Genomic DNA, 19,546 nt, shown 5'->3' on the forward strand with positions numbered 1-19,546 from the left:
TGGACGATAAACGAAATTTAGAGTCCAGATAATACCAGTATTGAGAATTGGTGTTACTTGTGATCATTTAACTATATAGGAAATAATAATGGCGGCTTTTGGTAGCGTGTTTATGCCTAAGATGGCATTGGCAACATTCGAAAATAATAAATGGAGTGACGCAAGTGTTGTCGCATCGGACAGTATTCAATTGCATCCGGGTGCTCATGTCTTACATTATTCAAGCACTTGCTTTGAAGGTTTGAAAGCGTTTCGTCATGCGGATGGCAGTGTGCATGTGTTTCGTATGGACCAAAATATTAAGCGCTTAGCTCAAAGTAGCCGATTATTGTCTCTACCGACAATTGATGAAGCAAAAGTATCAAAAATGATTGTCGATGTTGTTGCTGAATTTGCCAGTGAGGTGCCTGAACCACCAGGATCTTTGTATATTCGTCCGACTCATATCGGTACAGAGGCGGCTGTTGGTAAAGCTGCCGCACCAACTGCTACGTCAATGTTGTATGTGTTGTTGTCTCCAGTAGGAGATTATTTTACTGGCGGTGCAAAAGCTTTGCGTCTTCTATTGGATGAAACCGGTATGCGGTGCGCGCCTCATATGGGCATGGTTAAAAGTGGTGGCAATTACGCCAGTGCGTTGGGGCCAATTACCAAGGCAAGAGCAGAGGTTCAAGCGGATCAAATTTTGTTCTGTCCAAATGGTGATGTCCAAGAAACGGGTGCTGCAAACTTCTTGTTAATTGATGGCAACGAAATTATCACCAAAGGTTTGGATACTTCTTTCCTACACGGTGTGACTCGTTCTTCCATTTTGACTCTTGCAACTGATTTGGGAATGACAGTCACTGAGCGTGACTTAACGGTAGCTGAGTTACTAGAGCGTGCAGCTAAGCCAGCAGTGGAGGCGGTATTATCAGGTACTGCAGCTGTATTAACGTCTGTAGGTACTTTTATCCATAACGATAAAGAATACCAAGTTGGCTCAGGCGAGCCTGGCCCAATTGCTCAAAAACTACGTCAAGCATTGAACGATATTCAGTGGGGAAAAACAGAAGACAAGCACAATTGGCTAACAAAAGTGTGCTAAACATTTCAGGATAGAACATAACGTAAAAAAGAGCTGACGTTGAAAACGTCAGCTCTTTTTTTGTCAACCAACAGTACCCATGTTATCTGCTATTGATTGTTTAAAGTGCCAATCTTAGCGAAGCAAACATAGCGTTTTGATCATTACCGTTAAATTCTGCAATGTCATAGTTTGCGCCGATGGAGAAATTTTTTGTCACGTAGTAGCGTAGTGCTACAGCAAAACTGCTGTCCGTTTCTGTATAAACATCGTCGTATTTAATTTTTCCTTCAAACTCTAAACGATCCGCTAGTGAACTACGTAGGCCAGCCGTAAATCGATAGCCTGTTTCATCGTCATTGTTGTTGCCCCAATCTGCTTGAATGAATTGCAATGCGCCGAACAAGCTGGACGCTCTTCCCACTGGCGTATAAACGCCTGCGCCAACAGCCGTCACATCAAGGTTACCGTATTCCGTCGCTTCAGCCGCAACAAACACGCCGTTTGGTAATTCAAAGGCTCCAGAAAGCGATGAGAAATCGTCAGACGAGGTTGAGTTATCTGGGTCTATTGTCCCAAATCCATAGTCGATATAGGTAAATGTTGCAGCTTGAGCGCTGAACGAGAAAGCGCATGCCGTTGCCGCTAAGCTAGCCAGTAAAATGTTTTTCATCTTCTTCTCCGTTAATTCGATAAATGGAAATGGTCAGCAAATTTCTTGTTGAGTATTTGCTTCTTTCTCTCAAGATAGCGGCTTGGATTGTCTAAAGTTTAATGAAACTTGGTAATTATTTTTATTGGAATCCTTATTTATTTTTAACTTGATGATATAAAAGGTGTTCCAGTGTTTGTATAGATTTCGACATCAGATACGGGGGGATTTAGCTAACAAATGAAGAAGGTATTTATGAAAGAGGTAATGAGAAAACTCTGTTCGCCACTATTGGGAATGTTTGAGTCTGGTGAGGGTGAATACGACTATAGGCCATCTCATAGAACGATATTGATCGTATTAGGGTTGCTATGTTTCGTCATTGCGTCTGTTTCGTTAACGGTGACAATGATGACAGGTGAATTTGCCGGCATCATACCCATTATGTTGTTTTTATTGACTGGTTTAGTGTGCGAAATAGTCGGTTTATTGGGTAATGACAGAGCCGTTGCCAGAATTTGGAAACGGAGCTGATGATTGCAAAACTTGATGACAAAGAAAAAAGGTGGCCAATGGTCACCTTTTGTTAAGCATATTGTTGCCATATACGAACGGCGATTATTTTCGATCTTTTCCTTTATGGCGTGGCATGTCGTCGCTACACTCTTCTAAACGTTCTTTTTGCAATTCGACGAACTGCTTTTTTTGTTCAGGGGTTAGAATACTGAGCATTTTGTGTTGTTTGCTAAGCATTTGTACTTGACGCTCAACTTGCTTATTGGATTTTTCTTGAGCAATTTCAGTGGCTTTAGCTGGATCAAACTTATCAGCAAGCAATAGATTGTTTAGTTTTTCAACGTGTACTTCTCTCATTTCATTATGTCGTTCAGGCTTGCCTTCGAATCGATCTTTCATTTCTTTTTTATTGGCTTGACGAAGCGTTTTAAATTGTTCTTTTTGACTGTCTGTTAGGTTCAGCTCTTTCATCATGCCGCGGTCTAGGCCTGGACGACACTCTTCGTGGCGGTCTTGGTGGTGTTTCCCACCAAAAGCAAAGGCACCTGTTGCGCTCAATGCTAACGGTAAAGCTATGGAGGCTATAATCAGTTTTTTTGACATTTTCATAATACTTTCCTTCTATACTATTTAAGGGGGGATGTTGATAAACACTGCGCTCTCAGCGCATATGAGTAGAATAGAGATAGTTAGGTAAAGCGGCGTATTGCCAAGGTAAAGTATCGTAAAGGGCACATTGTTGTTCTCATTTATACGTAAAATAAGAGCTATTGTTCTGTTTGTCTAAACTGCTTTTTAGGAATTGTTGATGCCACATATTTTAATAATCGATGATGATGTCGAATTGAGCGATCTACTCAAGGAAGTTTTATCGTTTGAAAATTGCGTTGTTTCTTCGGCGTATGATGGCTTGGCGGGTCTAGAAGCAATGGATGACAGTGTGGATCTGGTGTTGCTTGATGTGATGATGCCTAAACTGAATGGCTTTGAGACGTTAAAGCAGTTGCGTGAAAAATGGGACGTGCCTGTTTTAATGCTGACAGCCAAAGGGGAGGAGATAGATCGTGTAGTGGGTCTTGAGCTGGGTGCTGATGACTACTTGCCAAAACCTTTTAGCGAACGTGAGCTGTTGGCCAGAATTCGTGCTATTTTGCGTAGAACACAAGCCCCTAAAACCAACCCTCAAAACGATTTTGTTACTTATCGGGATATCAAACTTTATCCTGGGCGATTAGAAGCCTATTGCAATGGTGATTTATTGGATTTGACCAGTACAGAGTTTGCGCTACTGCATCATTTTTTACTACATCCTGGTTGTGTATTAACAAAGGAGGTATTAAGTCTTGATGTGTTAGGTAAGCGGTTAGCGGCTTTTGATCGAGCTGTTGATATGCACGTGTCTAATCTGCGTAAAAAATTGCCAGATTGGCCCAACGACAAGCCTCGAATTAAAACTTTACGTGGGCGTGGTTATTTGCTGGTGGAAGGCGACTGATGCGCTTACCTAATATCACCAGTTTGTATGGGCGTATCTTTGCTATTTTTTGGTTTACCATGTTTTTAGTGATCATGGCGGTATTGACGTTACCACACCTTGACCCTCGTAAAACCAAAGATATTTCACCCGCTCATTATGAGCGAATGCTTCAAATCAGAGACAACGTAGAACAGGCTTTTTCATCCGTTGATAATATTGGTCCTGTTTTAGAGCGTTTAGATGAAAGGTCGCGTCGAGGCTCAGGTGATAATAAACTGCGAGTCTACATTACCGATCTGGATGGTAATATTCAGACCTCAAATCACCGGCATGATTTCATTTTGAAGTCATTGCGCAATTTTGTAACGAGCATTGATGATTCTTTGTACCCTCAGCAGAGGTTATACGGCAAAGCTATGTTATCTGGTCCAGTGCCCATTCGTCTGGCTAAACAAGATTATTTTCTTTACATCATGACAAAATGGGATCGACCGCCGCCCTTTTTATTGCAATTGTTTGATCATCCATTTCGATTGTTGTTGGCTGTGATGTTCGTGAGTACCCCTTTATTGCTTTGGTTAGCTTGGGCGTTAAGTCAGCCTGCTCGTCGTTTAGAGTTGGCTGCTCAGCGCGTCGCGCAAGGTGTGTTTGAAATAGACCCAGAGCTTGAGAAAGGCACGTCAGAGTTTCGCCAAGCCGGAAAAAGCTTTAATCAAATGGTGGAAGCCGTTAATTTGATGATTTCTCGACAGCAGCGCCTTTTATCGGATATTTCCCATGAACTGCGTTCGCCATTAACTCGCTTAAGAATGGCTCAAGCTTTGGCGAAAAGAAAGCAGGGAGAAAGTGCTGATCTAACGCGAATTGATATTGAGGCCCAGCGGCTTGAGCAGATGATTGGTAAGTTACTTGAACTGTCCAGTATGCAAGTGGACAGTCATTTGAATAGGGAGGTTCAATCTCTTTCAAGCATTTGCGAGGCACTGTTGGCGGACAGTCAATTTGAAGCTGAACAGGTAGGCAAAACATTGCTTGTGTCAGAGGTGCCTGATCGGTTGCTTAACTGTCATCCTCAGCTATTGATGAGTGCTTTAGAAAATATTATTCGTAATGCCATTCATTATGGAAAAGATCAGATACAGGTCGTATTAGAGGCTTATTCAAATACGTTATGTATTCGTGTCGAAGACAACGGCGATGGTGTGCCAGAGGAGGAATTGGACTCTATATTTCGGCCTTTCTACCGCGTTTCTACAGCCCGTGATCGACACAGCGGCGGTACAGGGTTGGGTTTAGCGATAGCTGAGCATGCTGTGCGCCAGCATAATGGAACGCTTCGAGCGGCTCGTAGTGCCTTGGGTGGATTGTTGGTGGAAGTGACAATACCCTTGCTGAGCGAGGAATAACCTGAACAATTCTTAATTTTTAGAAAAACTTTAGTAGACAAAGTGATTAATTCAGCACATATTAGAACTTCACTGTTTTTATTATAAATTCAGTTCATCGCATTATCCCAAAAGTACTGAGTTATGTTGAGGTTTTTTACCTCAGCTCACCGTGTCTTTTCCATACTTTACTTGAATAATATGTTTGCTAATGCGTACTAGGTCTATCTATTTAGACTCGTCTTAGAAACAAGAAAGGGGAGAACTTTGTCGTTTTTCTCAAATAATCATAGGAGATATATGATTAATACTGCTAAAGAGTTCGTACTGCAACGGATTTGCGCTTTTGCAAGTCAGGCGTTTGATCCTAATTCAGACTCACAAGTTGTTGGTGTATTAAAAAGTAAGTTTAATATACGTTTACCACAAAGACGTTCTATCAATGAGTCTCTTTCCTCTACGGTTAGCGACCACGAAATCATTGCTTTGATTTTGAAATATCGCGCTATGGCGTAGTTATGACTCTGACGTATTAAGCCTTTTCTATCGTTTTACACACAGAAAAATTGCGTTACCAGATGCCTTGTCCCAAGCAGTAATTTTGTCGTGCTCATGTTCAAAAATATGGACGTCAAAATACGGTATTAATAGTGCTTTTAGCTCATCAAAGCTTAATGCCACCATGGGGTGCTCGTCTGTCCAGCGCTGAGTTTCTTCTGTCGTTTTTTTCTCAATACTCAGCTTTAGCGTTTGTTTTTCTCCTTCGCCACGGTAATACCAAGATGACCCAAAGGAAAACTCGCTGTTTTCGTGGATGACGCTGTGCTTTGCAAACAAACTATTGTTTATGTGATTTTTATCAACGCAATTGAAGCAAAAAACACCGCCGTTATTGAGTGCGTTATGTACGCTTTGAATGCAATTTTTTAGGTTTTGTATACTGCCACTGTAATGGATTGAGTATAAAAAACAGGTAATCAAATCATAAGGTTTGATTACCTCAAAATCACACATATTGCCTAGTTCGAATTGCGCATCAGGGCAACGCTGTTGGGCAAGGTCTAGCATCGGTTGGTTAATGTCTAGCCCGCTGCATTGATAGCCGTCTTTGATAAGATGGTAAATGTGTGGTCCCGTTCCGCAGGCCAAATCTAAGTGCCGTTTCCCGCTGTTTCCGAAGATCTGTTGAAGTCGATGCGTGCTATTGCTCTGGGCTTGGTAATTGATATCGGCACACATTAAATCGTAATAGCCAGATAAATCCGTATAGAGCGCATTGTTAGACATATTTTGATCACTTGGAGGGTAAAATTCGATGGCGAATCATATAGTAATACGTGGTTTTGGCGAAGCTGAAAAATGCCTGTAATGTTAAATACAGTGTGTTAAAAGCGTGCGTTAGAGAGCGAGTGATGAGATACGCGAAGTGGAAATAAAAAAACAGGCGCAGAGACTATTTTCTGCGCCTGTTTTTTTATGAGTCTGTCATTATTACTTTAGTGATGAAAAATAAAGTAATTATACAAAAATAAAGAATTTAGCGATGAACAACGCCGCTAAAAGGTACACAGCGAGGCTGACTTTTTTACCCTGACCAGACAGCAGTTTGATCACTGCGTAGCTGATAAAAGACAGCGCAATACCGTCGGCGATAGAGTAAGTCAGTGGCATGGTGAAAGCGGCAATTAGAACAGGTGCTGCTTCTGATATATCATCCCAATCGACATGAGCAAGACTGCTCGTCATCAATACAGCCACGTACATTAATGCACCAGCGGTTGCATACGCAGGGATAGAACCTGCTAGTGGTGCAAAGAAGAGACTTAGTAAAAATAATAAGGCAACGACAACAGCGGTTAAACCTGTACGTCCGCCAGCAGAGACGCCAGAAGCACTTTCGATGTAACTGGTTGTAGAAGACGTACCTAAAGCCGCACCCACTACCGTCGCACTAGAATCGGCCAGAAGCGCTTTTTTAAGGCGTGGTAGTTTACCGTCTTTGTCTAATAATCCACCCCGTTGGCCGACGCCAATGAGAGTGCCAGACGTGTCAAATAAATCGACAAAGAAAAACGCAAAGATCACGCTTAACATGCTTATTTGGAAGGCGCCCTCTATGTCCATGGCAAGAAACGTTGGCATAATGGAAGGTGGCATAGAAACCAGTCCACCAAATTCATTTTGACCAAATGCTATCGACAAAATCGTAATGAAAAGTATGCCGATCATGACCGCGCCAGTGATGTTTAAGTACGCCAAGGCGCAGATAACAAAAAAGCCGAGCAAACCATAAATAGCGGATGGAGAAGAAAGATCACCCAATGACACCATCGTCGCTGGGTTTTTCACTATGATGCCTGAGTTTTGCAATGCAATCATTGCTAGGAAAAGACCAATACCCGCGGCAATGCCGAGCTTTAACGAAGAAGGGATAGCGTTAATGACCCATTCTCGAAGTCGGAAGATACTGATAAAAATGAAAAGAATACCTGATAAAAACACAGCGCCTAGCGCTTGTTCCCAAGAGTATCCCATGCCGAGAACAACGCCGTAAGTAAAGAAGGCGTTTAATCCCATCCCCGGCGCTAATGCAATTGGGTAGTTGGCATATAAGCCCATAATCAAACAGCCAATCGCGGCAGCAAGACAGGTTGCTACAAAAACCGCACCTTGATCCATTCCTGCTTGGGCAAGAATAGAGGGGTTAACGAAGATAATGTAGGCCATCGTCAAGAAGGTAGTGACTCCTCCGACGACTTCGTTACGTACCGTAGTATTGTGTGCTTTAAGTTGGAAATAACGCTCGAGCATGAGGCAGCCTTTTGCTAGTAGGACGACGAAATTTATTTAATGGTAAGTTCATGTGCTTGAGGGCTGAACTTGCCATTAAATACGCCGAGATAAGTTTAGTAACTGATCATCTGGTCAGTAAACCTTTTCGGCGGCAAGTATAAAAAATTCGAGGTGGTTTGGGGAGAAGAAAATGCAATAAATAGTCAAATAGGTTTTATATGATGAAAAAACTCACCTTATTGTAAGCTTTTTTATCTATAAAACCGTATTGGTCGTGGCTTATGGCAGTGAGCTGTTTAAAGATTGGTAATTTGATAGCCGTTGGCTTTGAGTTTTTCTAGAATACTGTCCTCTCCCGCAAGGTGCATAGCCCCAACCATAATGAACTCAATGCTAGTATCGTTCAGCATACGTTCAATTTGAGGCATCCATAGATTGTTTCGTTCTACTAAAAGTGACTGATAAATCTCAGGATAATCTTTTTTGAAGTCTTTTAATTCCAAATTCGCCATGCTTTCAATATCTCCTTTGCGCCAACTTTTTCGAAGATCGTTCATGGTTTGAGGCATGTTCTTTATTTCTGATAATGTGTAGTTAATAACGTCATTGCCGTCTTGCTTGTTAAGACTACTGAGCATTTGCACTTGGGTTTCGGGCTCTTCAAGCCATTCTCTTGGTTTGTTGTCTTGTTGTGCTTTTTGTGCATAAAACTGATCAACACCTTGACTGGTAAATCCTAAATGCTTTAGTTCAATCATGCTCAGGGAGATTGCCAAGGCGCTTGGTTTTAAATTCTGTATGGCTGTGATTGGAATTTGTCGTGCGTTCAAATAGATTTTGAGTGACTGGTAGGTTTCAGGGGTAATGACTTGGTCGATGGTTGTGTCATCAGAATAAGACAATTCAGCCTGCATGTGCTTTTGAAATGCAGGATTACTAAGAGTCTCCATGTTGGTTTCAAAGATAACTTTGTCTGCTGTTTGGTAGGCTTTTTCATACGCGGTGGGCAAGGGGTAGTCTTGCGGTGTTAATAAGTGAATAGTACCGCCAATGTAAAGCGTATTCGAGCCTGAAGTGACTTTCCAAACAGACGCGGCTTGAGTTTGAAATGTGGCGGCCGCCAATAAGGTAAGGCCAAGCTTTTTAAAAAGATTCATGAGTGTCCTGAATGATTTTGTTAATCAAATAAAGTGTCATTGATCAAATTTTTTATAATACTGCTTAATTTTTTAAGTCTGCAGTCTATTTTCTGCCATCAGTGTACTCATCTGAAGGCAGAGCGAAAGTATTCGATGGCAGTTGTGTTTCTTTTTTCTTATTTTTAGCGAGTAAGGGACGCTTATATGCGACATTCTGGTGTATCAAGAGTAGCGATACATGCTGGCGAATAATGATATTATTCGAGCTGTTTAAAATGTGTACGTGGTGAGTTTTCGATGAAAAAAATTTTTGTATCTATAGGTTTAATCAACCCTAAAAATACCGTCAATGTCGGCTCGGTTATGAGAGCCGCAGGATGTTACCAAGCGGATCAGGTGTTGTATTCAGGTCAACGTTACGATCGTGCTGTTAAAATGTCTACGGACACAAAAAACGTGAGTACATCAATCCCTCTGATAAATATAGAAACGCTCGGGGTAGACGGTTTGGCGGACGCTGTGGATCTTGAGACTAAGATTGTCTGTGTGGATTTGATTCAAGGAGCAACGCCGCTTCCTGCTTTTAATCACCCCGAAAAAGCATTGTATATTTTTGGTCCTGAGGACGGCACGATAGATCAAAAAATTGTAGACCGAGCGGATTTCGTGGTGTTTGTGCCTACAATAGGTTGTATGAATCTTGCTGCTTCTGTGAATGTATTGCTTTATGACAGGTTGGCTAAGTCCGCTAGAGGGCACGCTGGCGATGAGCTGATTCGTCAGAGTAAGGATGTGAATAACAACGTTAAAGTACGCATCTAATGTAAGAGTTTCCTATTTTCTTATCTACTATTTTTCATATAGTTAACAGTATTTTGACTGTGATATTTCCGCATCAATGAAAGAATGTATCCCAGCCTGAAGGCCATTTAGGAAGGGAGGCAAGTGTTTGGCTTATTCCGATTTTTAAACATCTCCTTGTTCTTCGCTTCTTCCTTTTGGTCACATGGCATTTATTTTACGAAATAAAAGGAATGCATTCCGATGAGACCGTTAAAACGAGCAGTGCTTGCTAGTTTAGTTTTTGCGATACCTTCGCTCTATGCAGCAGAAATTTTACCGCAGAGACAATCTTTAGAGCCTTTAAGTATGGAAGTGCAGTTAGGCGTTATTGCGACGACAGGCAATACTGACAGTTCAGCGTTGAAAGGTAGAGCGACAATAAAGCAAGACTTTAGGACTTGGAAAAATAAGTATGAGCTGGATGCTTTATACAAAAGAGACAAACATGACGGAGAGAATAAAACGACGGCACAAAAAATATTTTTATCAGCGCAAAGTGATTATAAATTGAGTGCTGAAAATACGTCTGTCTTTGTTTTTGGATCGTATACAGATGATCGTTTTAGTGGCTATGATTACCAAAATACGATCGCTGTTGGCTATTCTAGACGATTGTTTTCTGATCAAAACTCTTTTCTAGATTACAACATAGGGCCTGGTTATTCTTTTAATAGTACGGACGCTGGAGGTAAGGAAGACGCCATCATTATGCATATAGAAGCGGAATACGAATATAATTTTAGTACGGAAGTAAAGTTCACTCAGGTGTTGGGCAGTGATGTGGCTGTGGAAGGAAATAAAAATACGTTGTCTAAATCTGAATCTGCGATTACGGCGAGACTAAGGGATAATTTGAGCATGAAAGCGGCTTATAGTATCACTCACAATAGTGAGGTGCTTGATGATAGAGAAAATACAGATTCAACGACTAGCATTACATTGGCGTATTCATTTTAAATCAGGAAAATTTTTTTTCACGCGGCTCGCACGGTAGTATCTCTTTGTTATATTTTCATTTTTGAGGTTTTTTATGCGCTACCAAGGAATAAAAGTCACTTTAGTGACGGGCTTTTTAGGCGCGGGTAAAACCACACTCATTCGACAGTTATTAGCGCAATCGCCGTCTAACGAACGCTGGGCCGTACTGGTTAATGAGTTTGGTGATATTGGGCTGGACAGTGCTTTTTATGCGGATTTAGACGTCGCTATTAGCGAGGTGCCGGGCGGTTGCGTTTGTTGTACAACGTCTGCTGCCTTTCAGCAAGGGTTGAATCAACTTATCCGCCAATACAATCCAGATCGAATTTTTATCGAACCGTCTGGCCTTGGCCATCCTAAGCAAATTATTCAGACGTTACGTGGTGATGCTTATCAAGATGTGTTGCTGCTAACGGGGGCTTTTTGTGTGCTAGATGCTCGTAACTTGAGTGACGAACGCTATACAAAGCATGCTATTTTTAATGATCAAATTGAATCTGCTGATGGTATTGTGTTGAGTCATGTTGATCGTTATCAACAAGGTGATATCGATTTAGTCAAGGTTCGCTTTGGGCCTTTTTCTTTACCAGCACCTAAGCAAACCTTGTTCTTCTCTGACCCTATGACGCTTGATGTCGACTCTTTGGATATCGGTTTAAAAGACAGGCCACTTCTTTCTAATATGCCAGAAGAGGGGGCGCATCAGTCATCTGAGCACCATATTCACGCACATCATCATACGCAACAGAAAGCACCACTGGACGATGAAACTCGATATTATCAGAAGCAGCAAGATGCGATGCAAGTGTTAGGCTGGCGCTGGTCTCGTGATCATTGCTTTGATGAAGAAAAGGTCCGTTCAATCGTTCATTTTATAGCGTTACTTGACGGCGTTTATCGAATTAAGGGAGTGTTTGTTGTTAGTTCAACTAAGGCTGTTTTTGTGAATGTGGCGCGAGGCGAGGTTTCTATGAATACATCGGTATGGCATGAAGCGAGTCGAATGGAGGTCATAGGAGGAATCGAAGGTAATTGGGCTAACACGCTCCGGCAGCGTTGTGATGATATTCTTTCTTAAACACTTCTAAGCAATTCTCAGAGAATGGATGGGGGCAATTGATAGATTTTTATGCCTTGGTGCCTTACTGATTCTCTTTGTGTGACAAGGAAGTGTATTACCTTGGTCTATTTTGTCATTAACTTTGGCACCTTTTGTTATTGAGAGAAAAGCGCTTATAGAGGAACCTTTCCAGTATAAGAGGTTCCTATTGGAACGGATGAAATAAAACAATAAGAGGTCATAGGCCATGCCTGAATATAAAGCGCCCTTGCGCGATATCAAATTTGTTACTGAAGAGGTTCTCGATTTTCCTGGACATTACGCTAAGTTAGCCGGTGCTGAAGAAGCAACGCCTGATATGGTAGCGGCAATTCTAGAAGAGGGCGCTAAGTTTGCGGAGCGTGTCCTTTCTCCTCTTAATCGTATTGGCGACCAGCAGGGTTGTCAGTTTAAAGACGGTGTAGTTACAACACCTGACGGTTTCAAAGAAGCGTATCAGCAATATGTTGAAGGCGGTTGGCCATCTCTTTCTCATCCAGAAAGTGTAGGCGGACAAGGTCTACCTGACTCACTTGGCATGATGGTGACGGAAATGATCGCCACCTCTAACTGGTCGTGGGGCATGTATCCAGGTTTGAGTCACGGTGCGATGAATACGATTGAATCACATGGTACGGATGAGCAAAAACAAACCTACCTAACTAAACTAGTATCTGGGGAATGGACAGGCACTATGTGTTTGACTGAATCTCATTGTGGTACCGATCTTGGTATGATGAAAACCAAAGCAGAACCGCAAGCGGATGGTAGTTATGCCATTACAGGTACTAAAATTTTCATCTCTGCTGGTGAACATGATATGGCTGGCAATATTGTCCATATCGTGTTGGCTCGACTACCAGATGCGCCTGCTGGCACGAAAGGTATTTCGCTTTTCATTGTGCCAAAATTCAGTGTTGATGGATCAGGTGAAAAAGGCGAACGTAATCAAGTATCTTGTGGCTCGATTGAACATAAAATGGGTATTCACGGCAATGCAACGTGTGTGATGAACTTTGATGGCGCGAAAGGCTTTTTGATTGGTGAAGCGAATCGCGGCTTGAACTGCATGTTTACTTTTATGAATACCGCACGTATTGGTACGGCGCTTCAAGGTTTGGCTCATGCTGAATGGGCATTACAGAACTCCGTTGCGTACGCTAAAGACCGTCTACAAATGCGTTCTTTGTCTGGACCAAAAGCACCAGAGAAAGCAGCAGATCCTATTATTGTTCATCCTGATGTTCGTCGCATGCTGCTGACACAGAAAGCGTTTTCAGAAGGCGGTCGAGCATTAATTCATTATTGTTCTATGCTAGTAGATACAATGAAAAGAGGCTCTGCTGATGAAAAAGCGGAAGCCGATGAATTAATGTCTCTGCTTACGCCGATCGCAAAAGCCTTCTTAACCGAAACCGGTTTTGAATCAGCGAACCAAGGACTGCAAGTATTCGGTGGACATGGTTATATTGCCGAATGGGGTATGGAGCAAAACGTACGTGATTGCCGTATTTCTATGCTATATGAAGGAACCACCGGTATTCAGGCGTTGGATTTATTAGGTCGTAAGGTACTGATGACACAAGGCGCTACCTTGCGTCGTTTTACCAAAATCATTCATAAGTTTTGTAAAGAACACAAAGGCGATAAGCGCCTTAAGTCTTACATCTCTGCGCTAGACAAAGTGAATAGCGAATGGGGAGATGCTACGATGAAAATTGGTATGAAAGCCATGCGTAACAAAGACGAAGTCGGTGCCGCATCTGTTGATTATTTGATGTTCTCTGGTTACGTTGTATTGGCTTATTTCTGGGCGCGTATGGCTGTGGTGGCACAAACAAAACTAGACGAAGGTACAGACGAAGTCGGTTTCTATAAGGCGAAATTACAAACTGCGACTTTCTACTATGAGCGTTTACTGCCTCGCACAAAGGCGCATGCCGAAGCTATGCTTTCTGGTGCTGATAATTTATTGGCAATGGACGAAGATAACTTTCTATTTCTTAACGCTTAGTCGCTAATAGAAAAGAGTGATAACGAGATTAAACATGTGAAATGAACATGTTATTTTAAACCGATTAAAGGGTCAGAATTATGAGCGAAGCAAAAGCAGTATTTGAATCTATGTTGGGTCGTTTTGATGCAGATGAAGCGGATGATATGGAGGCGGTGTTTCAATTTGACTTAGACGATGCTGACAACTATCACTTAATCATCGCTGATGGAAAATGTGTAATGGTGGAAGGGGAAAACGATGACCCAACCGTTACGTTAAGTATGGACCTAGATACACTCAAGGAAGTCATGAGCGGTGAATTAGATGGTATGGCGGCTTTCATGCAGGGTAAGATTCGAGCAGAGGGTGACATTATGTTGTCAACCAAGTTAACTCAAATTTTCCCTCTGTAGGTTTTAATTGTTGCAACCTTAATTGCTTAAAAGCTCAACTACTATGTGCGTAGTTGAGCTTTTGTACTTACCTATTCTCCTAAATAAAAAAAACAAAGGAGCTTTATATGACAATGGATACTTCTGCTCATAGCAATCTGTTCATGGGGAAAGCCCCAGGTAGTTATTTACCTGACTCACTTAACCCGCACGGCTATCAGTCATTAACGGATGTCTTGGCCTTAGCAACGAAAAACTTTGCAGATCGAGCGGCTTTTACCAGTGTTGGTCACACCTTAACTTACCGTGAATTAAATGAAAAATCGGATCAATTCGCAGCGTATATTCAACACCAAACCGACTTAGAGGTAGGTGATCGAATTGCGATTCAATTGCCCAATGTTATTCAATACCCTGTTGTATTGTTTGGTGCGCTAAAGGCAGGTTTAATTGTTGTTAATACTAACCCTTTGTATACAGCAACAGAGCTTGAGCATCAGTTTAAAGATGCGAATGTAAAAGCGTTAGTTGTGTTTGCTAATATGGCGCATAACGTTGAAAAAATTCTTGCGAAAACCTCAATTAAGCATCTTATTATCACTGAAATTGCTGACTTTCATCCGCCACTAAAACGTCTTTTGGTGAATTCTGTTGTTAAGTATGTGAAAAAAATGGTGCCTGCTTATCACCTCCCTAGCGCTCTAACGCTGAATGAAGTGTTGGCTAAAGGTAAGGGGAAGGCAGTTACTAAGGTCAACAGTACACAGGATCAAGTTGCGGTATTGCAATACACGGGTGGTACAACGGGTGTGGCAAAAGGCGCCATGCTTACGCACGCTAATTTAATCTCGAATATGTATCAATTGAGCTCTAGATTAATTTCTATTATTGATGAGAAAGAAGAGATTTATATTGCGCCTTTACCTCTTTATCATATCTATGCATTTTTGATACATGGTTTAACATTGCTAGAACGTGGTGCTCATAGTGTTCTTATCCCTAACCCGCGAGACTTGCCTGGCTTTGTTAAAGAGCTTAAAAAATGGCGCTTCACCGGCTTCTGTGGCCTTAATACTTTGTTTGTTGGGCTGTGTAATAATGCAGATTTTCGTACCTTAGATTTTTCACATCTTAAGCTGACATGTTCTGGTGGGATGCCACTGACGCATGCTGCTGCTAATGAATGGAAAAAAGTGACAGGTTGCCAAGTTGTAGAAGGCTATGGCTTGACCGAAACGTCGCCAGTTGTGTCATTTAACCCAATAGGGAAAGAACGCATTGGAACGATTGGCCTTCCGGTTACTGAAACAGACATTAAAATTCAAGGAAGAGATGGCTCCGCGTTGCCGCAAGGCGAGTCTGGTATGTTATGTGTTCGTGGTCCTCAGGTGATGAAAGGTTACTGGAATCGTGAAGAAGCCACTCGCGAAGCCATGACGGATGATGGTTTTTTAATCACCGGTGATATTGCAATGCAACATCCAGATGGTTACTTACAAATTGTAGATCGCGCAAAAGATATGATTATAGTGTCAGGCTTTAATGTGTATCCGACGGAAGTGGAAGATTGTCTTTCGTCGCATCCAGCGATTCTAGAATCTGCCGCCATTGGTGTGCCAGATGACAAAGCAGGTGAGGCAGTAAAAGCATTTGTTGTATTAAAAGCGAATGCTGAAAAGCCAGATGCAAAAGAGTTAAGAGCTTATTGCAAAGAGCATTTAGCGGCCTACAAAGTGCCTAAGTATTTTGAAATCAGAATGGAACTACCAAAAACAAACGTTGGCAAAGTACTACGTCGAGCTTTGCGAGAAGAAGAGCAAGCTTAAATCTCATGTTCATAGCGCCTTTTAGCCAGTAACAGGAGAGCAATAATGACGCAAGTTAAGCGTAAGTTAATGCATCGACGTTGCATCGAATCCTATGGGTTCTTACGCGATGATGGCTTGTGGGACATTGAAGCCAACATGAAAGACATTAAGTCTTATCATGTGAATCGTGAGTTTGATGGTAGTTTGGTGCCTGAAGGCAGTCCGTTTCACGATATATCCGTTAGATTAACGCTGGATGACACCTTCCTAATTAAGGAGGTGTCTGTTTCTATGGATGCTTTCCCTTTTCCTAGTTGTGGTGGCGCCGCGCCGAATTTTTCGATTCTGAAAGGGACGCGCATTGGGCCGGGTTGGGGTCGCTGGTTGAAAAAAACGTTCAGCGGTAAAGTCGGTTGTACTCACGTTTTGGAACTTTTTCCTGTGGTTGCAACGACGGCGTTTCAAACCATGTGGGAACCATTGGGTAAAAAATACCCAGAGCAGATCCCGATAGCCGTCACTAAATTGATTAACAGTTGCCATGGTTGGGCCGACGATGGTCCCATGGTGCGTAAGTTAGTTGATGAACAAATACTTCATATACCTTCTGAGGAGTGTCAGTAATGAGTGATTTTGTTACTGAAAAAATTGAGTCTGGTGTGCAGATTTTGTACCTAGATAGAGTAGAAAAGAAAAACGCCATTACTTTAGACATGTATCAAGCGTTAACCAATGCGCTTCGTCGGGCTGAACTAAATGCCGAGATAAAAGTTACGTTGATCTACGGTTTAGGTGGTGACTTTTCTTCTGGGAATGACATTAATGAGTTTGTTCAAATCGCCCAAAAGCCTGAAAAAATGGAAGCCATCATGGCTTTCTTACAGGTATTAACCAGCTACAAGAAACCGCTTGTCGCTGGTGTTGAAGGCCGAGCTGTGGGGGTTGGCGCGACCATGTTGCTGCACTGTGATTTGGTGTTGGCTTCACGTGAAGCACGGTTACAGTTCCCCTTTGTCCAGCTAGGCCTAGTACCGGAAGCGGCATCAAGCCATTTACTGCCTCAGTTAGTTGGTCACCAAAAAGCGTTTGAAATATTAGTGCTTGGCGAGTTTGTTGATGCCCAGATGGCGTATGAAATAGGATTAATTAACCATTTATGTGAAGAGGGTGAAGCGTTTAAAGTCGCTCTATTCTATGCTGAAAAAGTGGCCGCTTTACCCGTCGAAGCGGTGGCATTGAGTAAAGATCTACTTAAATATCGAGGTCAGGATGACGTGCAAATGGCATTGATGCGAGAGGGGCGTATATTTAAAGATCGCTTAGGTTCAAAAGAGGCGCATCAGGCTTTTTCTAAGTTCTTGTCTCGTAATAAGTAGTATTTTTTACGTCTCTTAAAAGCCTCACCTCAGTGTGAGGCTTTTTTATTTATGATTTCTGCAATTCAACGATATTATTCGTCTTTTTTTATGCACCTTTGCGTTACTTTTTTCAGTGAATACGTACTAGAATCAGGGAGATGTTTGCGCCTGAAGTGCGTGATTTATCACTGCTTAGAGTGTTTTTTAGCGGAAGGGTGAATATTTTTGTCAGTTAACTGGCGCTTTTTTGTTATTGATGAAAATCCTTCTCAAACTACTATAGATAGCAAGAAAATAATATATATGAGGGACTTATGAAAATCCTAGTATCCGTAAAACGAGTGATTGACTACAACGTCAAAGTTCGCGTTAAAGCCGATCATACTGCGGTTGATCTTACTAACGTCAAAATGTCTATGAACCCTTTCTGTGAAATCGCAGTAGAAGAAGCCATTCGATTAAAAGAGAAAGGCGTGGCGACTGAAGTCGTTGTGGTTTCCGTTGGTTCTAAAAGCTGCCATGAAACATTGCGAACGGCGCTGGCTTTAGGTGCTGATCGTGCTATTCAAGTAGACACGGAAGACGGTTTAGATTCTCTTTCGGTGGCTAAATTATTGGCTAAAGTGGCTCAAGAAGAAGCGGCCGATTTAGTGATCATGGGTAAGCAAGCGATTGATTCTGATAATAATCAGACAGGACAAATGGTTGCCGCATTATTGGATTATCCACAAGCAACGTTTGCTTCTGAAGTGGTAATTGAAAATGGCGAAGCACAAGTGACCCGTGAAGTGGATGGTGGTTTGCAAACATTGGCTATCACGCTTCCTGCTGTTATTACGACAGATTTACGTTTAAACGAACCGCGTTTTGCTTCTTTACCTAATATTATGAAGGCTAAGAAAAAACCATTAGATGTGAAAACACCAGCAGATCTTGGTGTAGAAGTTGGGTCCAATGTCAGCATTGTTTCTGTCACACCGCCGCCGCAACGTGCGGGTGGTATTAAAGTGGGCTCTGTTGCTGAGTTGGTAGACAAACTTAAAAATGAAGCGAAGGTGGTGTCATGAGCGTTTTAATTATTGCAGAACACGATAATAAGACTTTAAAACCTGCGACCTTGAATACGGTGACGGCAGCGACTCAAATTGACTCTGACGTGCATTTATTGATTGTCGGTTTTGAATGTCAAACCGTGGTTGAGCAAGCAAGCCAAGTGACGGGAGTGACCAAAGTTATGGTCGCTGACAATACGGTTTACGAACACCAATTGGCAGAAAATGTTTCTAAATTGATTGTTGAAGTCGCCAGTGGCTACGGTCATATATTAGCCCCAGCAACAACAACAGGTAAAAATACGTTGCCGCGCGTCGCCGCTTTATTGAATGTGGCGCAGTTGTCGGATGTCATTAAAGTTGAGTCACCAGATACGTTTGTGCGCCCAATTTACGCAGGCAACGCGATTGCGACAGTAAAAACCACGGATGCTGTTAAAGTTTTGACGATTCGTTCAACAGGTTTTGATCCAGCGGCAAGTGAAGGCGGTAATGCTGAGCGTGAAGTGCTTTCACAAGCGATTGTTTCTGACCGTAGCCGTTTCGTAAAAGAACAATTGGCTGAGTCTGATCGTCCAGAATTAACGGCGGCTAGTATCATTATTTCTGGTGGACGAGGCATGGGTAACGGTGACAACTTCAAATTATTAGAAGGGGTTGCAGACAAGTTAGGTGCAGCGATAGGGGCCTCTCGTGCCGCCGTTGATGCCGGCTTTGTTCCTAACGATTTGCAAGTGGGTCAAACCGGTAAAACGGTTGCGCCAGATCTGTATATAGCCGTTGGTATCTCAGGTGCCATTCAGCATCTTGCAGGTATGAAAGACTCTAAAGTCATTGTTGCTATCAACAAAGATGAAGAAGCGCCTATTTTCCAAGTAGCGGATTATGGTTTGGTTGCGGATCTATTTGATGCCGTACCAGAGTTAGAAAAGAGCCTTTAATCACTTTGTGAAAGAAAGCAAAATATTCAAATACCGGATTACGGTGTATCA

20 protein-coding genes are annotated in these 19,546 nt (G+C 42.2%); 15 read left to right on the forward strand and 5 right to left on the reverse strand.

The features are described 5' to 3' along the window. Positions 1 to 88: 88 nt before the first annotated feature. Complete coding sequence (locus tag M3I01_RS07200) at positions 89 to 1,087, forward strand: branched-chain amino acid aminotransferase (RefSeq protein ID WP_255895117.1); 999 nt, start codon at positions 89 to 91, stop codon at positions 1,085 to 1,087. Between the two features lie 100 nt (positions 1,088 to 1,187). Here M3I01_RS07200 and M3I01_RS07205 read toward each other — a convergent pair whose 3' ends face one another. Further along, positions 1,188 to 1,739: a hypothetical protein gene (locus M3I01_RS07205; protein ID WP_255895119.1), complete on the reverse strand. Its 552-nt coding sequence runs from the start codon at positions 1,737 to 1,739 to the stop codon at positions 1,188 to 1,190. A 234-nt stretch (positions 1,740 to 1,973) separates the two neighbouring features. On the opposite strand from M3I01_RS07205, the gene M3I01_RS07210 reads away from it, so the two are divergent. Beyond that, positions 1,974 to 2,252, forward strand: coding sequence for a hypothetical protein (locus tag M3I01_RS07210; protein WP_255895120.1), 279 nt, complete (start codon positions 1,974 to 1,976; stop codon positions 2,250 to 2,252). Between the two features lie 84 nt (positions 2,253 to 2,336). On the opposite strand, the gene M3I01_RS07215 is transcribed toward M3I01_RS07210, so the two are convergent. Continuing rightward, the gene (locus tag M3I01_RS07215; protein ID WP_255895124.1) at positions 2,337 to 2,843 is read right to left on the reverse strand and encodes a CpxP family protein; all 507 of its coding nucleotides are present in this window, start codon (positions 2,841 to 2,843) and stop codon (positions 2,337 to 2,339) included. Between the two features lie 199 nt (positions 2,844 to 3,042). Between M3I01_RS07215 and M3I01_RS07220 the strand changes: the two genes are divergently transcribed. From M3I01_RS07220 to M3I01_RS07230, 3 genes are all read left to right on the forward strand, one after another. Next, positions 3,043 to 3,729 (forward strand): response regulator, encoded by a 687-nt coding sequence (locus M3I01_RS07220; protein ID WP_255895125.1) that lies wholly within the window; start codon positions 3,043 to 3,045, stop codon positions 3,727 to 3,729. Next, positions 3,729 to 5,117, forward strand: a complete 1,389-nt coding sequence (gene cpxA, locus M3I01_RS07225) for an envelope stress sensor histidine kinase CpxA (protein ID WP_255895128.1) — start codon at positions 3,729 to 3,731, stop codon at positions 5,115 to 5,117. The genes M3I01_RS07220 and cpxA overlap by 1 nt, the downstream gene beginning before the upstream one ends. Positions 5,118 to 5,396: 279 nt before the next feature. Further along, on the forward strand, positions 5,397 to 5,612 hold the full coding sequence (locus M3I01_RS07230; RefSeq protein ID WP_112137806.1) for a hypothetical protein: 216 nt from the start codon (positions 5,397 to 5,399) through the stop codon (positions 5,610 to 5,612). A gap of 27 nt (positions 5,613 to 5,639) precedes the next feature. Here the strand turns inward: M3I01_RS07230 and M3I01_RS07235 are convergent, their stop codons facing one another. From M3I01_RS07235 to M3I01_RS07245, 3 genes are all read right to left on the reverse strand, one after another. After that, positions 5,640 to 6,383, reverse strand: coding sequence for a class I SAM-dependent DNA methyltransferase (locus M3I01_RS07235; protein WP_255895129.1), 744 nt, complete (start codon positions 6,381 to 6,383; stop codon positions 5,640 to 5,642). Positions 6,384 to 6,614: 231 nt separating this feature from the next. Beyond that, complete coding sequence (locus M3I01_RS07240; protein ID WP_255895130.1) at positions 6,615 to 7,907, reverse strand: NCS2 family permease; 1,293 nt, start codon at positions 7,905 to 7,907, stop codon at positions 6,615 to 6,617. A gap of 278 nt (positions 7,908 to 8,185) precedes the next feature. Continuing rightward, complete coding sequence (locus M3I01_RS07245) at positions 8,186 to 9,046, reverse strand: TraB/GumN family protein (RefSeq protein ID WP_255895131.1); 861 nt, start codon at positions 9,044 to 9,046, stop codon at positions 8,186 to 8,188. A 279-nt stretch (positions 9,047 to 9,325) separates the two neighbouring features. Between M3I01_RS07245 and M3I01_RS07250 the strand changes: the two genes are divergently transcribed. The 10 genes from M3I01_RS07250 to M3I01_RS07295 all read left to right on the forward strand — a co-directional run bounded on the left by M3I01_RS07250 (position 9,326) and on the right by M3I01_RS07295 (position 19,495). Next, on the forward strand, positions 9,326 to 9,850 hold the full coding sequence (locus M3I01_RS07250) for an RNA methyltransferase (RefSeq protein ID WP_255895132.1): 525 nt from the start codon (positions 9,326 to 9,328) through the stop codon (positions 9,848 to 9,850). A gap of 222 nt (positions 9,851 to 10,072) precedes the next feature. Then, on the forward strand, positions 10,073 to 10,828 hold the full coding sequence (locus tag M3I01_RS07255; protein ID WP_255895133.1) for a DUF481 domain-containing protein: 756 nt from the start codon (positions 10,073 to 10,075) through the stop codon (positions 10,826 to 10,828). Positions 10,829 to 10,901: 73 nt separating this feature from the next. Further along, positions 10,902 to 11,927 carry a CobW family GTP-binding protein gene (locus M3I01_RS07260; protein ID WP_255895134.1) on the forward strand — a complete coding sequence of 342 codons (1,026 nt, stop codon included), beginning with the start codon at positions 10,902 to 10,904 and terminating at the stop codon, positions 11,925 to 11,927. 229 nt (positions 11,928 to 12,156) lie between these two features. Next, a complete protein-coding gene (locus M3I01_RS07265; protein WP_255895135.1) occupies positions 12,157 to 13,962 on the forward strand; it encodes an acyl-CoA dehydrogenase C-terminal domain-containing protein in 1,806 nt (601 codons plus the stop codon). Between the two features lie 80 nt (positions 13,963 to 14,042). Further along, a complete protein-coding gene (locus M3I01_RS07270; protein ID WP_112137819.1) occupies positions 14,043 to 14,357 on the forward strand; it encodes an SCP2 sterol-binding domain-containing protein in 315 nt (104 codons plus the stop codon). A gap of 107 nt (positions 14,358 to 14,464) precedes the next feature. Next, complete coding sequence (locus tag M3I01_RS07275) at positions 14,465 to 16,162, forward strand: AMP-binding protein (protein ID WP_317133911.1); 1,698 nt, start codon at positions 14,465 to 14,467, stop codon at positions 16,160 to 16,162. Positions 16,163 to 16,207: 45 nt separating this feature from the next. Next, complete coding sequence (locus M3I01_RS07280) at positions 16,208 to 16,768, forward strand: DUF2889 domain-containing protein (RefSeq protein ID WP_255895137.1); 561 nt, start codon at positions 16,208 to 16,210, stop codon at positions 16,766 to 16,768. Next, complete coding sequence (locus M3I01_RS07285) at positions 16,768 to 17,520, forward strand: enoyl-CoA hydratase-related protein (RefSeq protein WP_255895138.1); 753 nt, start codon at positions 16,768 to 16,770, stop codon at positions 17,518 to 17,520. Before M3I01_RS07280 ends, M3I01_RS07285 begins: the two co-directional genes overlap by 1 nt. Positions 17,521 to 17,816: 296 nt before the next feature. After that, on the forward strand, positions 17,817 to 18,569 hold the full coding sequence (locus tag M3I01_RS07290) for an electron transfer flavoprotein subunit beta/FixA family protein (protein ID WP_112137825.1): 753 nt from the start codon (positions 17,817 to 17,819) through the stop codon (positions 18,567 to 18,569). Further along, complete coding sequence (locus tag M3I01_RS07295; protein ID WP_255895139.1) at positions 18,566 to 19,495, forward strand: electron transfer flavoprotein subunit alpha/FixB family protein; 930 nt, start codon at positions 18,566 to 18,568, stop codon at positions 19,493 to 19,495. Before M3I01_RS07290 ends, M3I01_RS07295 begins: the two co-directional genes overlap by 4 nt. The last annotated feature ends 51 nt before the right edge of the window (positions 19,496 to 19,546 follow it).

The sequence above is a fragment of the Marinomonas maritima genome (assembly GCF_024435075.2).
Classification (GTDB): Bacteria; Pseudomonadota; Gammaproteobacteria; order Pseudomonadales; family Marinomonadaceae; genus Marinomonas; species Marinomonas maritima.

What these genes read in the sequence shown, in the direction of transcription:
- M3I01_RS07200 (WP_255895117.1), top strand. Translation starts at nt 89, where the DNA reads ATGGCGGCTTTTGGTAGCGTGTTTATGCCTAAGATGGCATTGGCAACA.
- M3I01_RS07205 (WP_255895119.1), bottom strand. Translation starts at nt 1,739, where the DNA reads ATGAAAAACATTTTACTGGCTAGCTTAGCGGCAACGGCATGCGCTTTC.
- M3I01_RS07210 (WP_255895120.1), top strand. Translation starts at nt 1,974, where the DNA reads ATGAAAGAGGTAATGAGAAAACTCTGTTCGCCACTATTGGGAATGTTT.
- M3I01_RS07215 (WP_255895124.1), bottom strand. Translation starts at nt 2,843, where the DNA reads ATGAAAATGTCAAAAAAACTGATTATAGCCTCCATAGCTTTACCGTTA.
- M3I01_RS07220 (WP_255895125.1), top strand. Translation starts at nt 3,043, where the DNA reads ATGCCACATATTTTAATAATCGATGATGATGTCGAATTGAGCGATCTA.
- cpxA (WP_255895128.1), top strand. Translation starts at nt 3,729, where the DNA reads ATGCGCTTACCTAATATCACCAGTTTGTATGGGCGTATCTTTGCTATT.
- M3I01_RS07230 (WP_112137806.1), top strand. Translation starts at nt 5,397, where the DNA reads ATGATTAATACTGCTAAAGAGTTCGTACTGCAACGGATTTGCGCTTTT.
- M3I01_RS07235 (WP_255895129.1), bottom strand. Translation starts at nt 6,383, where the DNA reads ATGTCTAACAATGCGCTCTATACGGATTTATCTGGCTATTACGATTTA.
- M3I01_RS07240 (WP_255895130.1), bottom strand. Translation starts at nt 7,907, where the DNA reads ATGCTCGAGCGTTATTTCCAACTTAAAGCACACAATACTACGGTACGT.
- M3I01_RS07245 (WP_255895131.1), bottom strand. Translation starts at nt 9,046, where the DNA reads ATGAATCTTTTTAAAAAGCTTGGCCTTACCTTATTGGCGGCCGCCACA.
- M3I01_RS07250 (WP_255895132.1), top strand. Translation starts at nt 9,326, where the DNA reads ATGAAAAAAATTTTTGTATCTATAGGTTTAATCAACCCTAAAAATACC.
- M3I01_RS07255 (WP_255895133.1), top strand. Translation starts at nt 10,073, where the DNA reads ATGAGACCGTTAAAACGAGCAGTGCTTGCTAGTTTAGTTTTTGCGATA.
- M3I01_RS07260 (WP_255895134.1), top strand. Translation starts at nt 10,902, where the DNA reads ATGCGCTACCAAGGAATAAAAGTCACTTTAGTGACGGGCTTTTTAGGC.
- M3I01_RS07265 (WP_255895135.1), top strand. Translation starts at nt 12,157, where the DNA reads ATGCCTGAATATAAAGCGCCCTTGCGCGATATCAAATTTGTTACTGAA.
- M3I01_RS07270 (WP_112137819.1), top strand. Translation starts at nt 14,043, where the DNA reads ATGAGCGAAGCAAAAGCAGTATTTGAATCTATGTTGGGTCGTTTTGAT.
- M3I01_RS07275 (WP_317133911.1), top strand. Translation starts at nt 14,465, where the DNA reads ATGACAATGGATACTTCTGCTCATAGCAATCTGTTCATGGGGAAAGCC.
- M3I01_RS07280 (WP_255895137.1), top strand. Translation starts at nt 16,208, where the DNA reads ATGACGCAAGTTAAGCGTAAGTTAATGCATCGACGTTGCATCGAATCC.
- M3I01_RS07285 (WP_255895138.1), top strand. Translation starts at nt 16,768, where the DNA reads ATGAGTGATTTTGTTACTGAAAAAATTGAGTCTGGTGTGCAGATTTTG.
- M3I01_RS07290 (WP_112137825.1), top strand. Translation starts at nt 17,817, where the DNA reads ATGAAAATCCTAGTATCCGTAAAACGAGTGATTGACTACAACGTCAAA.
- M3I01_RS07295 (WP_255895139.1), top strand. Translation starts at nt 18,566, where the DNA reads ATGAGCGTTTTAATTATTGCAGAACACGATAATAAGACTTTAAAACCT.